Below are 14,283 nucleotides of genomic sequence, written 5' to 3'. Positions count from 1 at the left end.
GCGCTCACCCGTCGGTCCGGCCGATGACGCGGCCGGTGCGACCGTCGACCTCCACCCAGATGACCGTGCCATTGCGCAGGAACTTCAGCGTGTAAATGGCCGCGCCGGCATCATAGTCGAAGCCGATATATTGCGAATCGCGCATGGTGGGCACCACCCGCGCCTCGATCTCGCGCAGCGACAAATTGCCTTCCCGGCGGGCCTGGGCCGCGCGCATCTGGTCGCCGCGACGTTGATCGGGGGGCGACCCGATTATCGGCGGCGGACCCATCGGTGCGGCGAGCAGAGCCAGAAGGACGGTCATCGACATGAAACTGGCATAGCGGGAAACCGTTGAACAGCCTCTGAATGGATCATGCAGCCGTGCGACAGCGCATGGAGCGCTTGCCGGGTTCCCCCTTCACGCCTAACTGCCAATCCATCATGGCAGCACCCGTTCTTTCCTATGAAGACCTGGGCCTTGTGCAAGGCTCGGGCTGGCTCTTCCGGCATCTCGACATCCATATCGGTCCGCGCGACCGGCTGGCGCTGATCGGGCGTAACGGGGCGGGCAAATCGACGCTCCTCAAGCTGATCGCCGGGATCATCGATTCGGACGAGGGGCGGCGTATGATCGTGCCCGGCACCCATGTCGTTTATCTCGAACAAGACCCCGACCTGACCGGCTGCGCCACGTTGATGGACTATGTCCTGTCGGGCGAGGGCGCGCCGGAAAGCTATGAGGCCGAGGCGATCGCCGGACAGCTGGGCATCGACCTGACCCGCGAGGCCGCGACCGCCAGCGGCGGCGAGAAGCGGCGCGCCGCGATCGTCCGCGCGCTGGCGATGAACCCCGACGTGCTGCTGCTCGACGAGCCGACCAACCATCTCGACCTCGCCGCGATCGAATGGCTGGAGGATTGGCTGAAGCGCTTCACCGGCGCGTTCGTCGTCATCAGCCATGACCGCACCTTCCTGACCCGGCTGACCAAGTCGACGCTGTGGCTGGATCGCGGGCAGATGCGGCGCAACGAGGTCGGCTTCGGCGGCTTCGATGCGTGGACCGAACAGGTCTATGCCGAGGAACAGCGCGCCGCCGAGAAGCTGGACGCCAAGCTGAAGATCGAGGAGCATTGGCTCCACCGCGGCGTCACCGCGCGGCGCAAGCGCAACCAGGGCCGTCTGGAAAAGCTGCACCAGATGCGCGCCACCCGCGCCGCGATGATCGGGCCGCAGGGCGCGGCGAAGCTGGGCATCGCGTCGGACGATGTGAAGACCAAGGAGGTCATCAAGGCCGAGCATGTCACCAAGCGCTACGGCGACCGCACGATCATCAAGGACCTGAGCCTGAAGGTGACGCGCGGCGACCGGATCGGCCTGGTCGGGGCGAACGGCGCGGGCAAGACCACCCTGCTCAAGCTGCTGACCGGCGAGATCGAGCCCGACGAAGGCACGGTGTTCCTGGCCAAGACGCTGGACGGCGTCATCATCGACCAGCAACGCAAGCTGATGGCGCCCGAAAAGCGGGTGCGCGAGGTGCTGGCGGACGGCGGCGACTGGATCGACGTGCGCGGAGTGCGCAAGCACATCCATGGCTATCTCAAGGAGTTCCTGTTCGACCCCTCGCTGGCCGAGGCAAAGATCGGGACGCTGTCGGGCGGCGAGCGGTCGCGCCTGCTGCTCGCCCGCGAATTTGCGCGCGAATCCAACCTGCTGGTGCTCGACGAACCGACCAACGATCTCGACCTCGAGACGCTCGACCTGTTGCAGGAGGTGATCGGCGATTATGACGGCACCGTCCTGATCGTCAGCCACGACCGCGACTTCCTCGACCGCACCGTCACGGTGACGCTGGGGCTGGACGGATCGGGGACGGTCGATGTGGTGGCGGGCGGCTATGCCGACTGGGTCGCCAAGCGCAAGCCGGTCGCGGAGAAGAAGGCTCCGGCCAAGGCCGCCGCCCCGGCATCCCCCGCGCCGGTCCAGGCCAAGACCAAGCTCAGCTACAAGGACCAGCGCGATTACGAGCTGCTGCCCAAGCGGATCGAAGAGCTGGAAGCGGCCATCGCGCGCGACGAGGTGAAGCTGGCCGACCCCGATCTCTATGCCAAGGACCCCGCCCAGTTCGACCGGCTGATGAAGGCGATCGAAAAGGCGAGGGAGGAAAAGGACGCGGCCGAGATGCGCTGGCTGGAGCTGGCCGAACAGGTCGAGGCGCTGGCGGGCTGACCCCGCGCCCCCGCGCGCATCCTACCGGGTGATGCGCGCGGTCGCGACGGCGCTCTGGAACAGGCCGTCCATGGCGGCGAAGATATCCTGGTCGGTCGTAACCTTAGTATACAGGCCGGGCGAAGCGCATTTCTGCAACGCCGGTTCGACTTGGTACAGATAGGGCGCGACATTCTTCTGGGACCAGCTGTGGTTGTCCATCGCTTCGCGCAGATACTCGGTATAGAGAACCGCGATACGGATGTTGCGGGCCTTGATCGCATCGCAAAGCGTCGTGTCGATCGCCACCTCGGGTCGGCCATTGGTGCGGGCCTCGTCCCGCATGCCGTCGGTGACGATGAACATCACGCCCTGCGGAGCCTGGTTGTCGGTGCCGCTGCCCGGCGTTTCCATATTGTCGCGCATCCAACTCAGGATGTCGCTATGCGCCGAGTCCCTGTCGCCAAAGCCGACCTCGTCCGGATCGCAGGCGCGGGTCGGGCAGTTGTTGGTATAGTATAGCGGCACCTTCAGCGTCTTGGCCTTGCTGGCCACGATCGTCATGTCCGGTGTCCGCTTCGTCAGAACGGTGATGCCGCCCTTGCCGCGAAAGGTCACCACCGCCGCCCGATATGCCGCGCCGTTCTTGCTCGACGCACTGCGGATATTGGTGCTCAGGCGCGACAGGGCGGTGCCCTCGTCGTCGATGCGCAGGGTCAGGCCATAGGATGTCGCGACCCCGTACAGGTCCGTTATCCTGCCGTTCGCATCGCGCCCGGTCTGATCGGCCTGGGAATGACAGGCGAATTTGCAGCCCTGGCTGTTGCTCTGCGCCACCTTGGCCAGCCCCGCCGAGGTCGTCGGCAGCGCCATCGAGGCCGAGACATCCAGCACCATGTAGAAGTCGATATCCGGCGCCACCGCGTTGGTGGTGGCCGACAGGCCCGATATGGGCAGGGTCTTGAGCCCCAATATCTGGGCGAAGGCGTTCGAGGATGTGGCGGTGTATCTGACCGTGGCGTTGCGCCGTCCGTTGGCGTCGGTGGGCGCCTGCACGGTCAGTCCGGTGACCTGGATCGCCCCCTCCCCGCCGACGCCCTTGGCCTGCGCCTGGAAGACCTGGGCCGCATAGGCCGCCGCATCGCTGTCGCTGACGCCCAGCTTGGCCTTGCTGACCGCCGAGAGCGCCGCCGCATCGGCGATCGCGTTGAGCTTGGTCTGGGCCTTCATCGCGCGCGCATAGTCGACCCCCATACCGATGGCGAAGGTCAGCACCGGCAGGGCCAGGGCGAACAGCATCATCACGTTCCCGCGACGATGGCGAAGCGCCGCGCGAAGCAGGCGGACGGACAGGATGCGACGGATCATTGGCAGTTCGAACAATCGATCTTGTCGGTATTGCGCGGCACCATGAACAGACGATCCTGGAAGGTCATCGGACCGATGGTGCCGAACGATACCGGAGGGGAATAGGCGTAGCTGACCTCGGCGAGCAGGAAATAGGTGCCTGCACCGCGCATCGCGGCCGGAACCGCAAGGGTGGTGCCGACGGCATAGCCGGTTGTGTTCAGTCCCCGGCTCCACTGCACGGTCGTATTACCGCGGGCATCGGTCGCGATCTCGGTGATCCGGAAGCGCGCCTTGTCCGCGGCATAGGGTTGCAGCACCTGCGCGGCCGCGACCAGATTGTCCTGGATCTCGGCGGCCGACATGATGCCGGTCGTGTTCTGCGCGATCAGGTCGGCCGCCGCGCGGGTGGCGATCGTCACCTTGCGATTGCAGGCGATCCCGTCCTGAAGCTGGACGCCGCCCAGATAGAGCAACAGCATCACCGGCAGGATCAGCGCGAATTCGACGAGGGCGACCCCGCGCGCGTCGCCTCGCATCGTCGGCAGGACATGCCGCCTCACGTATAGGGTTCCGACTTGGACACCGATGTCGCCATCAGGATCGACGAACCGGCATTGCCGCTCAGATCGGGCTGCGGCGTGATCCGCATCGGCCACACATAGACGAACCGCACGATCACGACCGCCCCCTGCTCGCCCAGGCTATAGGACAGCGGCGCGGACAATTTGCCATTGGCATCGAGACGCAGATCCAGCGGCGCGATGGCCAGCCCGCCGCCGGGCGCGCTCTTCACATCGACATAGAGACGCGAGCAGGACAGGAAGATGGGCAGTTGCGCACAGCCCGACTTGCGAAACCGCTCGGCGAGCTGCGCCTGGGTCATCCCCTGCGCCAGGGACTTGATGTCCGCCGACTGGGTCTGCCCGGTCACGATGCCGCGCGCCGCGACCTCGACCGCGGTTTCGAGCGATTCCTGCGCCAGATAGGCGAGGCTGGTCTGCAGGATCGCCAGCAGCAGCGCGAGGAACGGCGCCGCGACCAGCGCGAATTCGACGATCGCAGCCCCCCGCCGATCGCTCAGGACCGAGCGCCGGGCGCGTGCGCGACGAAGCGAGGGGGGACGAAGGATCATGGAAGGGCGGTCTCGTTTCCGCCCATATCGGTCACAAAGGGTTAAACATCCGCAAATATGCCGCGATTTCGGGATGATACCGAAGGACGATCAACGCAGCGCCCGCGCATAGAGCGCCAGGGTCCATTGCATCGCCTGGAGGAACAATGCGGGGTCGTAGCGCGGCCCCTCGTCGCGCAGAAAGGCGTGCTGGCCGTTCACCTCATGCCATTCATAGCGGGCGCCGACCGCTTCCAGCCGGGCGCGGATCGCCTCGCGTCCGGCATAGGGGACATGCGGGTCCTGCCGCCCCCAGACGAACATCGCCTCGGCCTTTAGGTCGTCCATCCGCGCCAGGCTGTCGTCGCTGCGCCCCTCGCCCAGCGTGCCCGAATGGATGTCGGTGGCATAGAAGCACGCCGCCGCCGAGACGCGCGGGTCGAGCGCGGCGCGATAGGCCAGATGCCCGCCCAGGCACACACCGAACGTGCCCAGCCGCCCGTTGCACGCCGGATGCGCCGCCAGTGCGGTCAGCGCCGCCGTCGCATCGGCGTCATAGGCCGCGACCGGCTTGGTGAATTTCAGGTCGTTGCCGCGATCGGTGCCCGGCTTGTCATAGGCCAGCACCGTGCCGGCGGGCTCATATTCGTGATAGACCTCGGGGATGCCGACGACATAGCCCTGCCCCGCCAGCATCGTCGCCAGCCGCCGGATCGGCGCGGTCACCTGATAGATTTCGGAAAACAGCAGGATGGCGGGAAAGCGCCCCTCGACCGCCGGGCGGATCAGGTGGACCCGCATCGCGCCGCTGCCCGGCACCTCGACATCCTGAAACTCATCGCCGCGCACGATCATCGCCGGTCCCTTCTGTTGTCCGCGGCGTCCTTGGCACCCGCGAGCGCCCCCGGCAATCCGGTGCGGGCGTTGCATGGGGTCGCCACGCCGCTATCGTCGGCGCATGCAACGGGACCGATGGAAGCGCGACGACCGGCGGCTGGTGCTGCTGACCCTGATCTGGGCGGCGGCGCTGGTCGCATCGGGGTGGCGACCGTTCGACCGGGCGACCTGGGCGATGGAGGTCGCACCGGTGCTGATCCTGCTGCCGATCCTCTGGGCGACGCGGCGGCGCTTTGCCTGGACCGGACTGGCGCTGGCGCTGGTCGGGTTGCACGGGCTGATCCTGATGCTGGGCGGGGCCTATAGCTATGCGCGGGTGCCCGCCGGGGCCTGGGTTCAGGACTGGCTGCATCTGGCGCGCAATCCCTATGACCGGCTGGGCCATTTCGCGCAGGGCTTCGTGCCCGCCATCGTGTTTCGCGAGGCGCTGATCCGGCGGGGCGGGTTGCCGCGCGGCGGGCTGACGACCTTTCTCGTCCTCGCCTGCTGCCTGGCGGTCAGCGCCACCTATGAGCTGATCGAATTCGCCGCCGCGTGGATGCTGGGCCAGGGGGCGGAGGCGTTTCTGGGCACGCAGGGCGATGTCTGGGACACGCAATGGGACATGCTGATGTGCCTGATCGGCGCGGCGACCGCGCTGCTGACCCTGTCGCGGCTGCACGACCGGCAGTTGATTCGATGGAAGCGCTGAAGGGGTGATGACCCGCGCCATTCGTGTTAGAAGACGTTATCGAACGGGAGTTTTCGAAATGATCCAGCGGCACCGCTGACGCGGCACAGGTCTTCCCGGACGGCACCCGCCGCTCCGCCTGCCCCTTTTGAATTTCGAGACAATCCATGCCACGCTTGCAGAACAAGACGTGCGTCGTCACCGGCGCCGCGCGCGGGATCGGCCATGCCATCGCCCGGCGCTTCCACGCGGAAGGCGCGACCGTCATCCTGACCGACCGCGATACCGACACCGGCCGGGCCGCCGCCGACGCGCTCGGCTGTCGTTTCGAACCGCTGGACGTCGCCGAGGAAGCCGACTGGACGCGCCTCGCCGACACGGTCCCGCTGGTCGATGTCATGGTCAACAATGCCGGGATCACCGGGTTCGAGGAAGGGCCCGTCGCGCACGACCCCGAACATGCCACGCTGGCCGACTGGCGCGCGGTGCACCGGGTCAATCTGGACGGCACCTTCCTGGGCTGTCGCTATGCCATCGGCGCGATGAAGGCGAAGGGCAGCGGATCGATCATCAACATCTCGTCGCGCTCCGGGCTGGTCGGGATTCCGGCGGCGGCGGCCTATGCCTCGTCCAAGGCGGCGATCCGCAACCACAGCAAGACGGTCGCGCTCTATTGCGCGCAGCAGGGCTGGACGATCCGCTGCAATACGATCCACCCGGCCGCGATCCTGACCCCGATCTGGGAACCGATGCTGGGTGACGGGCCCGACCGCGCGGCGCGCATGGCGGCGCTGGTCGCCGATACCCCGCTGAAACGCTTCGGCGAACCCGACGAGGTCGCGGCGATCGCGGTGATGCTGGCCTCGGACGAGGCGACCTATGTCACCGGCGCGGAGTTCAACATCGATGGCGGGCTGCTCGCGGGATCGGCGGCGAGCCCGGGCTAAGCCTATGGCGTCGGGCGGTTTCGGCCGATAGGCTGACCCCATGAACCGCAACCTTACCGAAGACCGCCCAACCTTCGTCACCCATCTGGAATGCTCGCTGACCGGCGAACGCTATGAGGCGGACCGGCTCCACGGCCTGTCGCGCGCGGGCCGTCCGCTGCTGGTGCGGTACGATCTGGAGGCGATGGGCCGCGCGGTGTCGCGCGATGCGATCGCCGCGCGCGACACCGATCTGTGGCGCTGGCGCGAGTTGCTGCCCGTCCGGCGCACCGAGAGCATCGTGTCGCTGGGCGAGATCGAGACGCCGCTGATCCCGATTCCCCGCTCGGGCGGCGGATCGGTGCTGGTCAAGGACGAGGGGCGGCTGCCCACCGGATCGTTCAAGGCGCGCGGGTTGGTCATGGCGGTGGCGATGGCGCGCGAGCTGGGCGTGACCCGGATCGCGATGCCGACCAACGGCAATGCGGGCGCGGCGCTGGCCGCCTATGCCGCGCGGTGCGCGATTGAGACGGTGGTCCTGTGCCCCGAGGAAACGCCGGAAGTGAATGTCCGCGAGATCGCCGCGCAGGGCGCGCGCGTGTGGCGGGTCAACGGCCAGATCGACGAATGCGGCGCGATCGTCGGGCGCGGCGCGGCGGAGGGGCGCTGGTTCGACTTCTCGACGCTGAAGGAGCCCTATCGGATCGAGGGCAAGAAGACGATGGGGCTGGAACTGGCCGCGCAGCTCGGCTGGGAACTGCCCGATGCGATCTTCTATCCGACCGGCGGCGGCACCGGCCTGATCGGCATGTGGAAGGCGTTCGACGAGATGGAGCGGCTGGGCTGGATCGGGTCCAGGCGACCGCGCATGTATGCGGTCCAGGCCAGCGGCTGCGCGCCCATCGTCCGCGCCTATGAGGCGGGCGAGGAGCATGCCGAAAGATGGGAGGACGCCGCGACGGTGGCGGCGGGCATCCGGGTGCCCAAGGCGGTCGGCGACTTCCTGATCCTGCGTGCGGTGCGCGAGTCCGGCGGCGCGGCGCTGGCGGTGGGCGACCCTGCCATCCTGAAGGCGGTGGAGGACTGTGCGAAGCGGGACGGGTTGCTGCTCTGCCCCGAGGGCGGGGCGACACTGGCGGCGTACAAGCAGGCGGTGCGCGACAATCTGGTCGACGAGGATGAGCGGGTGGTGCTGTTCAACTGTGCCACCGGGCTGAAATACCCGATGCCGGAGGCGGGGCAGTGGCTCGACAAGAACGCGGCGATCGATCTGGCGGCGCTGTGATTCCCTTGGCCTTCGACTGGGCTCAGGCTGAACGGAGGTTGGGATCCCTTCCCCCACTCCGTTCACGCTGAGCGAAGTCGAAGCGCACGCCCCTCGCTTACCCGATCAGCAACCGCATCCCCAGCGCCGCCAGCAACGCCAGCGGCATCGCCACCGCGCCGATCTTGAGGAAGGCGAGGAAGCTGACATCCTCCCCCTCGCGCCGGATCGCCTGAAGCCACAGGATCGTCGCCAGCGAGCCCGTCACCGACAGGTTGGGCCCCAGATCGACCCCGATCAGCAGCGCGTCGGTGACGATCTGCGGCGGCTGCGCCTGGGCGATCGCACTGCTCGCGATCAACCCGGCGGGCAGGTTGTTCATCAGGTTGCTGCCGAACGCCAGCACCGTGCCCGACACCGCCGCCGCGCGTGTCGGATCGGCCAGCATGCCGCGCAGGCCGTTCGCCACCCAGGCGATCACACCCGTCCGGTCGAGCGCCTCGACAAGCACGAACAGCCCGGCGACCAGCGGCAGCACGCCCCAGCTCACCGACCGCGCCAGCGTCAGCGGCGAGCGCCCCGCCAGCAGCGACACGATCACCGCCGTCGCGATCCCCGCAATCGCGGTCGGCAACCCCAGCGACTCGTCCAGCGCCGACATGGTGAGGAGAAGGAGCGCGGTCAGCACGATGCCCGCAATCGCCAGCTTGCCGCCATTGGTCAGCGGGTCGCGCGCGACGTCGCGCTCGCAACCGCCCGCGATCCGCTGCCGCTCTATGGTGCGCAACACCAGGAAGGTCATGACGATCGACCCGATCGAGGGCAGCGCGAAGGCCGCCATCCACGCGCCCAGCGGCGGCATATGCCCGCCATAAAGCACCAGGTTGGCGGGATTGGAGATCGGCAGGACGAAGCTGGCGGCATTGGCGATCAGCGCGCAGGCGAACAGCAGCGGCAACGGGTCGGCCTTCGCCTTCTTCGCCGCGACGAAGACCGCCGGGGTCAGCACGACGGCGGTCGCGTCATTGGACATGAAGGTCGTGACGACCACCCCGGTCGCATAGACCAGCGCGAAGAGCCGCGCGCGCGATCCCTTCGCCGCGTTGACGGCGGTGGCGGCGATCCAGTCGAACGCACCGTGTTCGCGCGCCGTCTCGCTGAGCAACATCATGCCGATCAGGAACAGATAGACGTCGCCCCCCTTGGCCACCGCCTGCCCCGCTTGCCCGAGCGGCATCAGGCCCAGGACGATCAGCAACGCCGCCCCTGCCACCGCCCAGATCCATTCGGGCCAGCGCATCGGCCGCGCGATGACCCCGGCGGTCGACAGACCCGCAATCGCCCAGGTCGCACCCGTCGCCAGAGTCACCATCCGCATCCATTCTTGTTCGGCCCCAGCCGGGCCCCGTCGATCCCGGCGATAGGCCAGGGGCCGATCGCATGGCAATCCTCGCCCGGCGCAACGGGCAGGCGCCGCTTGGGGATCGCGTCCATGCCCCGGACCAGACAGTCGATGCGGTCGCGTCCTTCGCCGCACACCACCTCGATCGCGTGCAGCCCGGCGTCGAGCGTCATCTCGGCATGCCACGATCCATCCTCCCCGCGCGTCATCGCCGTCGCCGCGCCGCCATCGGCCGTGACCTGCGGCACCGCATCGGCATCGGCGCCGAACAGCCTGGCCGTGATCGTCACCGGGCCCGGCCGGGGGACCTGATGCGGGTCGGTCGGCCGCGTGATCAGGCGGACATCGCCAGGAGCCACGATCTGGACATGCGGCCAGGGCGCGTCCAGCCGCCGGAAGCGCCAGCTGACCACCCGGTCCTGGACATGGACGATGGCGAAGCCCGCCGCGCCGCCATCTTCCTCGATCTGCCCGGTCGAGCGGGTCGCGCCATAGATGACCCGGCCATCGTTCAGCAGCTCGTTATAATGGGTATGGCCGGTATCGACGAAAGCGACCTCGCCATCGATGAACTGGCGCGCGATCGTCTCGCCATCGGCGGCCAGATCGCCCGGATAGGCGTGCATGAAGACCAGCGGCACCTGCCCCGCCGCCTTGGCCCGCGCGAGTTCCTCGGCCAGCCGGTTGCGGTCGTGCATGGTCAGCCGGAAATCCGGCCCACCCGCGCCCGCCGACACGATGTCGAGGAACAGGCAGCGATGCCCGGCGATCACCTCCGTCTCAGGCCGGTTGGCCCTGGGGATGGCGGCGTCATAGGCGGCGAGGTCGCCCGGCTCGAAATCATGGTCGCCGGGGATGATCCGCCAGGGTCTCGACAGCGGTGCCAGCGCGTCCAGCATCCGGGCATATTGTTCGGGCGTGCCGTGATTGGCGTTGTCGCCGGGCAGGAAGACGAAGTCCGCCGCCTCACCGATCCGCGCATTCACCTGCGCCACGATGGCCCGCAGCCGGTCCAGGCTTTGCCAGCCGTCGTCCGCGTCCAGATGCAGGTCGCCGATATGGACCCAGCAGATGCCGCCGCTCATGCCTTGGCCTCCTTTCCGGCGTCGCCCCCGCAGGCCGGGCGCAGCGTCCCCGCAAAGCCGATCCACAGCGCCAGGCTGACGACCGCGAAGCCGCCCAATATGTAGAAGGCGATGCCATAGCCCAGCTCCTGCGCCAGCCACCCGCCGATCGCGGGCGACAGGCTGGCCCCGACGCCCTGGATCGTCATCACCGCGCCCTGCCCGACATTGACCCGGCCGGTGCCATTCAACAGGCAGGCGACGAGCCCCGGCACCGCGACGCTCTGAAGCCCCGCGCCGATCCCGTCGAGCGCCTGGACCGGCCAGACGCCCCAATGCTCGATGAAGGTCCCCGCCAGGAATCCCCGCAGCGGAAGCGCTGCGAAGGAGATCAGCAGGACCAGCCAGTAACCGCGCCCGGCGGCGACCTTCATCGCGACCAGGCTGGCGACGATCATCACCGCCTGCGCGACCATCACCGTCGTCGCGGTGAACATCGCCGCATCGCCCTTGCCCGCGCCGACCACCGCCATGCCATAGAGCGGCAGCATCGCGCCGTTGCCCAGATGGAAGCACGCCAGCGCCGCCGCCAGGATCAGCATCGGCTTGTTGGACAGCAGCGCCTTGAACCCCTCGGCCTGCCCGCCGTCCTCATCCTCGCCCTTGTCATCCTCCAGCCCGCGCGCGGCCCGGTGGTCGATGGCGCGCTCGGGGATCGACAGGACCGAGATGACCGCCAGCACGCCGAAGGCGGCGGCCAGGAAGAAGATGGCGGGCATCCCGAACTTCCAGCCGAGGAAACCCGACAGCCCCGCGCCGACCATGTTCCCGGCATGGTTCCAGGCCTGGTTGCGGCCATTCTGCGCGTTGAAGCCCTTTTGCCGGACGACGCCCAGCGTCATGCCGGTCACCGCCGGCCCGATCGCCGCGCCCGCGATCGCGGTCGCCACCTGGCTGATCCCGACGACCAGCCCGGTCTGCGACCAGAGGATCAGGAAGGACGCCAGCACCGTGCAGATGCCGGTGATGACCACCACCCAGCGTTTCTTGTCGGTATGGTCGATAAAGGCGCCCGCAGGCACGGTCATCACCATTCCCGCCACGCCGCCCAGCGTCATGACGGTGCCGATCGGCCCCGTCTGCCACCCGCGCTGTTGCAGGAAGACGCCCAGAAAGGGGCCGATCCCCGCCTGCATGTCGGCCATGAAGAAATTGAGCGCCTGTAACCAGCGCGTCGCGCGGCGGCGGTCGGCGTCCGGCGCATGGGCGCCGGAGGCGTCGGATAGGGCAGCTGTCGCCATGGATCGTCTCCGCAAGATGCGGGGCCCCAACTCAGCAATGTTTTGAAATATCCGCAGTCAGGCTGATTTATGTTGGCCGGGGACCGCTCGCCGGGCGTTTGGTAAAATCAACCGTCCTGAAGCTCCACGCTTTTTCCGACGACCCGGCCGATGACACGAAGAAATGGCCCGCTCGCAAAAGGATCGGATCGACCGGAAACAAAATCCGGCGGCCATGAAAACTCTGGCTATGCTCGGGCGTGACATATCAGGGATTTCAGATTCGCGTCATCTTTGCTGCTTCGGTGTCCCGCTATGCTGCATCACCAAGGCAGCCGGCATGGGGATGATGGCGCGATGATGGGGACGATGGGGCGATATGTCGTGGCGGCAGGCCTGCTGGCGGGTGGCGCCGCGCCCGCTATGGCGGCCACGGGGTGTCAGGTCGGGATGATGGCCGCGATCCCCGTTACCATGCAGGGGCTTCGCCCGGTGGTCGAGACTCAGATCAACGGCAGGCCCGCCCCCTTCCTGCTCGATAGCGGCGCCTTTTACAGCAACATCGCGCCGCCCGTCGCGCGCGAGTTCGGGCTGTCGCTGAGCCCGCTTCCCGACGGGTATCGCGTGAACGGGGTCGGCGGCAGTTCGGAGGCGCGCGTCACCACCGTCCGCCGCTTCACGCTGGCTGGGTTCGACCTGGCGCATGTCGAATTCATCGTCAGCGGCAGCGATGTCGGAGAGACCGGGCTGCTCGGCCAGAATGTGCTGGGACTGGCCGATGTCGAATATGACCTGCCCGGCGGCATGGTGCGGCTGTTCAAGCCCAGCAACTGCGCCAAGGCCGCCATGGCCTATTGGACCAAGGGGCAGCCCTTCTTCGAAATGCCGATCGAGCCGCGCGACAGCCGCCAGCACCATACGGTCGGCACGGTCGAGCTGGATGGCGCGAAGTTGCGCGCCACCTTCGACACCGGCGCGGACGGCACGGTGCTGACCCTGCGCGCCGCCGCGCGCGCCGGGGTGCATCCCGGCGATCCGGGGGTGGAGCCCGCAGGCTGGTCGACCGGGATCGGGCATCATGTCGTCAAGGGCTGGGTCGCGCGGTTCAAGCTGCTGCGGATCGGCAATGAGGAACTGCACAATGTCCGGCTGCATATCGCCGATCTGGGCGGACTGGACACCGACATGCTGCTGGGCGCGGATTATTTCGTGTCGCACCGCCTCTATGTCTCGAATGCGCAGCACCGGCTGTATTTCACCTATAATGGCGGACGGCTGTTCGACGCCGCCGCGCATGTCGATCCCGCCGCGTCGGGCGCGGTGCAGGTCGTCGCCGAGGCCGCTGCACCGACCGATGCCGAGGGCTATAGCCGTCGCGGCGCGATGCTGCAGACCCAGCACGACCTGCCCGGCGCGATCGACGCCTTCACCCATGCCATGACGCTCGCGCCCCGCGACCCGCGCTTCCCCCGCCAGCGCGCGCTCGCCTATCTGGAGCAGCGGCGGCCGGTGCTGGCGATCGACGACCTCAACACCACGCTGACGCTCGCCCCCGCCGACACCCGCGCCCGTTTCCTGCGCGCCGAGCTTCGCCAGCGGGCGGGCAATCCGGCGGGCGCGGTCGCCGATCTCGACCAGATCAGCGCGACCCTGCCACGCGAGGACATGCAACGGCTTCAGATCGCGCGGCTCTATGCCGATGCCGACGCCTTCACCCCGGCGATCGCGCAATATGGCCTGTGGCTGGACACGCATCGCGACGATGCCCGGCGCGGCGCGGCGCTCAATGGGCGATGCTGGGCCCGGATGCTCGCGAATGTCGAGCTGGACAAGGCGATGAGCGACTGCAACGCCGCCATCCATGCGGTGCCGGGCAATCCCAGCTATCTCGACAGCCGCGGCTTCGTCCGGCTGCGGCGCCACGAGGATCAGGCCGCGCTTACCGATTTCGACGCCGCGCTCGCCATCGACCCGAAGCGCGCCTGGGCGCTCTATGGCCGCGCCATCGTCGAGCAGCGGCTGGGCAGGACCGCCGAGGCCGATCGCGACCGCGCCGCCGCCATCGCGCTCGACCGGCACATGCCCGACCGGATCAGGACGTTCGGCATCGCCTGACCGGGTGGCGGGGCGGC

At 68.1% G+C, this 14,283-nt stretch carries 13 protein-coding genes; 5 read left to right on the top strand and 8 right to left on the bottom strand.

Translation table 11 applies throughout. The annotated features are described in order from the left end of the window. Positions 1–4: 4 nt before the first annotated feature. On the bottom strand, positions 5–304 hold the full coding sequence (locus QE363_RS04195; RefSeq protein WP_405053165.1) for a hypothetical protein: 300 nt from the start codon (positions 302–304) through the stop codon (positions 5–7). A 119-nt stretch (positions 305–423) separates the two neighbouring features. On the opposite strand from QE363_RS04195, the gene QE363_RS04190 reads away from it, so the two are divergent. Further along, complete coding sequence (locus QE363_RS04190) at positions 424–2,208, top strand: ABC-F family ATP-binding cassette domain-containing protein (RefSeq protein ID WP_307102525.1); 1,785 nt, start codon at positions 424–426, stop codon at positions 2,206–2,208. Between the two features lie 21 nt (positions 2,209–2,229). Here the strand turns inward: QE363_RS04190 and QE363_RS04185 are convergent, their stop codons facing one another. The 4 genes from QE363_RS04185 to QE363_RS04170 form a co-directional block, all read right to left on the bottom strand. Next, positions 2,230–3,555 (bottom strand): pilus assembly protein, encoded by a 1,326-nt coding sequence (locus QE363_RS04185; protein WP_309692230.1) that lies wholly within the window; start codon positions 3,553–3,555, stop codon positions 2,230–2,232. Beyond that, complete coding sequence (locus QE363_RS04180) at positions 3,552–4,097, bottom strand: pilus assembly protein (RefSeq protein ID WP_309692227.1); 546 nt, start codon at positions 4,095–4,097, stop codon at positions 3,552–3,554. The genes QE363_RS04185 and QE363_RS04180 overlap by 4 nt, the downstream gene beginning before the upstream one ends. Next, positions 4,094–4,669 (bottom strand): TadE/TadG family type IV pilus assembly protein, encoded by a 576-nt coding sequence (locus QE363_RS04175; RefSeq protein WP_309692223.1) that lies wholly within the window; start codon positions 4,667–4,669, stop codon positions 4,094–4,096. Before QE363_RS04175 ends, QE363_RS04180 begins: the two co-directional genes overlap by 4 nt. 90 nt (positions 4,670–4,759) lie before the next feature. Continuing rightward, entirely contained in the window at positions 4,760–5,503 is a 744-nt protein-coding gene (locus QE363_RS04170) for a dienelactone hydrolase family protein (protein ID WP_309692221.1), read from the bottom strand. A gap of 103 nt (positions 5,504–5,606) precedes the next feature. Here QE363_RS04170 and QE363_RS04165 point away from each other — a divergent pair, with 103 nt between their 5' ends. From QE363_RS04165 to QE363_RS04155, 3 genes are all read left to right on the top strand, one after another. Beyond that, the gene (locus tag QE363_RS04165; RefSeq protein ID WP_309692219.1) at positions 5,607–6,236 is read left to right on the top strand and encodes a DUF2238 domain-containing protein; all 630 of its coding nucleotides are present in this window, start codon (positions 5,607–5,609) and stop codon (positions 6,234–6,236) included. 146 nt (positions 6,237–6,382) lie between these two features. Continuing rightward, positions 6,383–7,162, top strand: a complete 780-nt coding sequence (locus QE363_RS04160) for an SDR family oxidoreductase (protein ID WP_309692216.1) — start codon at positions 6,383–6,385, stop codon at positions 7,160–7,162. 40 nt (positions 7,163–7,202) lie between these two features. After that, a complete protein-coding gene (locus QE363_RS04155; protein WP_309692214.1) occupies positions 7,203–8,426 on the top strand; it encodes a threonine synthase in 1,224 nt (407 codons plus the stop codon). Between the two features lie 97 nt (positions 8,427–8,523). Here the strand turns inward: QE363_RS04155 and QE363_RS04150 are convergent, their stop codons facing one another. The 3 genes from QE363_RS04150 to QE363_RS04140 are packed head-to-tail and all read right to left on the bottom strand — an operon-like array spanning position 8,524 to position 12,172. After that, the gene (locus QE363_RS04150; RefSeq protein WP_309698089.1) at positions 8,524–9,774 is read right to left on the bottom strand and encodes an arsenic transporter; all 1,251 of its coding nucleotides are present in this window, start codon (positions 9,772–9,774) and stop codon (positions 8,524–8,526) included. Next, positions 9,771–10,892 (bottom strand): metallophosphoesterase, encoded by a 1,122-nt coding sequence (locus QE363_RS04145; RefSeq protein WP_309692212.1) that lies wholly within the window; start codon positions 10,890–10,892, stop codon positions 9,771–9,773. Before QE363_RS04145 ends, QE363_RS04150 begins: the two co-directional genes overlap by 4 nt. Next, a complete protein-coding gene (locus QE363_RS04140; RefSeq protein ID WP_309692209.1) occupies positions 10,889–12,172 on the bottom strand; it encodes an MFS transporter in 1,284 nt (427 codons plus the stop codon). Before QE363_RS04140 ends, QE363_RS04145 begins: the two co-directional genes overlap by 4 nt. Before the next feature lie 336 nt (positions 12,173–12,508). Between QE363_RS04140 and QE363_RS04135 the strand changes: the two genes are divergently transcribed. Continuing rightward, entirely contained in the window at positions 12,509–14,266 is a 1,758-nt protein-coding gene (locus QE363_RS04135) for an aspartyl protease family protein (protein ID WP_309692205.1), read from the top strand. The last annotated feature ends 17 nt before the right edge of the window (positions 14,267–14,283 follow it).

This window comes from Sphingomonas sp. SORGH_AS_0870 (assembly GCF_031453175.1).
In the GTDB taxonomy this organism is placed as follows: Bacteria; Pseudomonadota; Alphaproteobacteria; order Sphingomonadales; family Sphingomonadaceae; genus Sphingomonas.
This window is presented reverse-complemented; position numbering and strand designations above follow the sequence as displayed.

Bases quoted from the DNA above. Each gene is read 5' to 3' on its own strand.
- QE363_RS04175 (WP_309692223.1), bottom strand. From the start codon at position 4,669: ATGATCCTTCGTCCCCCCTCGCTTCGTCGCGCACGCGCCCGGCGCTCG.
- QE363_RS04170 (WP_309692221.1), bottom strand. From the start codon at position 5,503: ATGATCGTGCGCGGCGATGAGTTTCAGGATGTCGAGGTGCCGGGCAGC.
- QE363_RS04155 (WP_309692214.1), top strand. From the start codon at position 7,203: ATGAACCGCAACCTTACCGAAGACCGCCCAACCTTCGTCACCCATCTG.
- QE363_RS04190 (WP_307102525.1), top strand. From the start codon at position 424: ATGGCAGCACCCGTTCTTTCCTATGAAGACCTGGGCCTTGTGCAAGGC.
- QE363_RS04160 (WP_309692216.1), top strand. From the start codon at position 6,383: ATGCCACGCTTGCAGAACAAGACGTGCGTCGTCACCGGCGCCGCGCGC.
- QE363_RS04185 (WP_309692230.1), bottom strand. From the start codon at position 3,555: ATGATCCGTCGCATCCTGTCCGTCCGCCTGCTTCGCGCGGCGCTTCGC.
- QE363_RS04195 (WP_405053165.1), bottom strand. From the start codon at position 304: ATGACCGTCCTTCTGGCTCTGCTCGCCGCACCGATGGGTCCGCCGCCG.
- QE363_RS04140 (WP_309692209.1), bottom strand. From the start codon at position 12,172: ATGGCGACAGCTGCCCTATCCGACGCCTCCGGCGCCCATGCGCCGGAC.
- QE363_RS04165 (WP_309692219.1), top strand. From the start codon at position 5,607: ATGCAACGGGACCGATGGAAGCGCGACGACCGGCGGCTGGTGCTGCTG.
- QE363_RS04145 (WP_309692212.1), bottom strand. From the start codon at position 10,892: ATGAGCGGCGGCATCTGCTGGGTCCATATCGGCGACCTGCATCTGGAC.
- QE363_RS04135 (WP_309692205.1), top strand. From the start codon at position 12,509: ATGATGGGGACGATGGGGCGATATGTCGTGGCGGCAGGCCTGCTGGCG.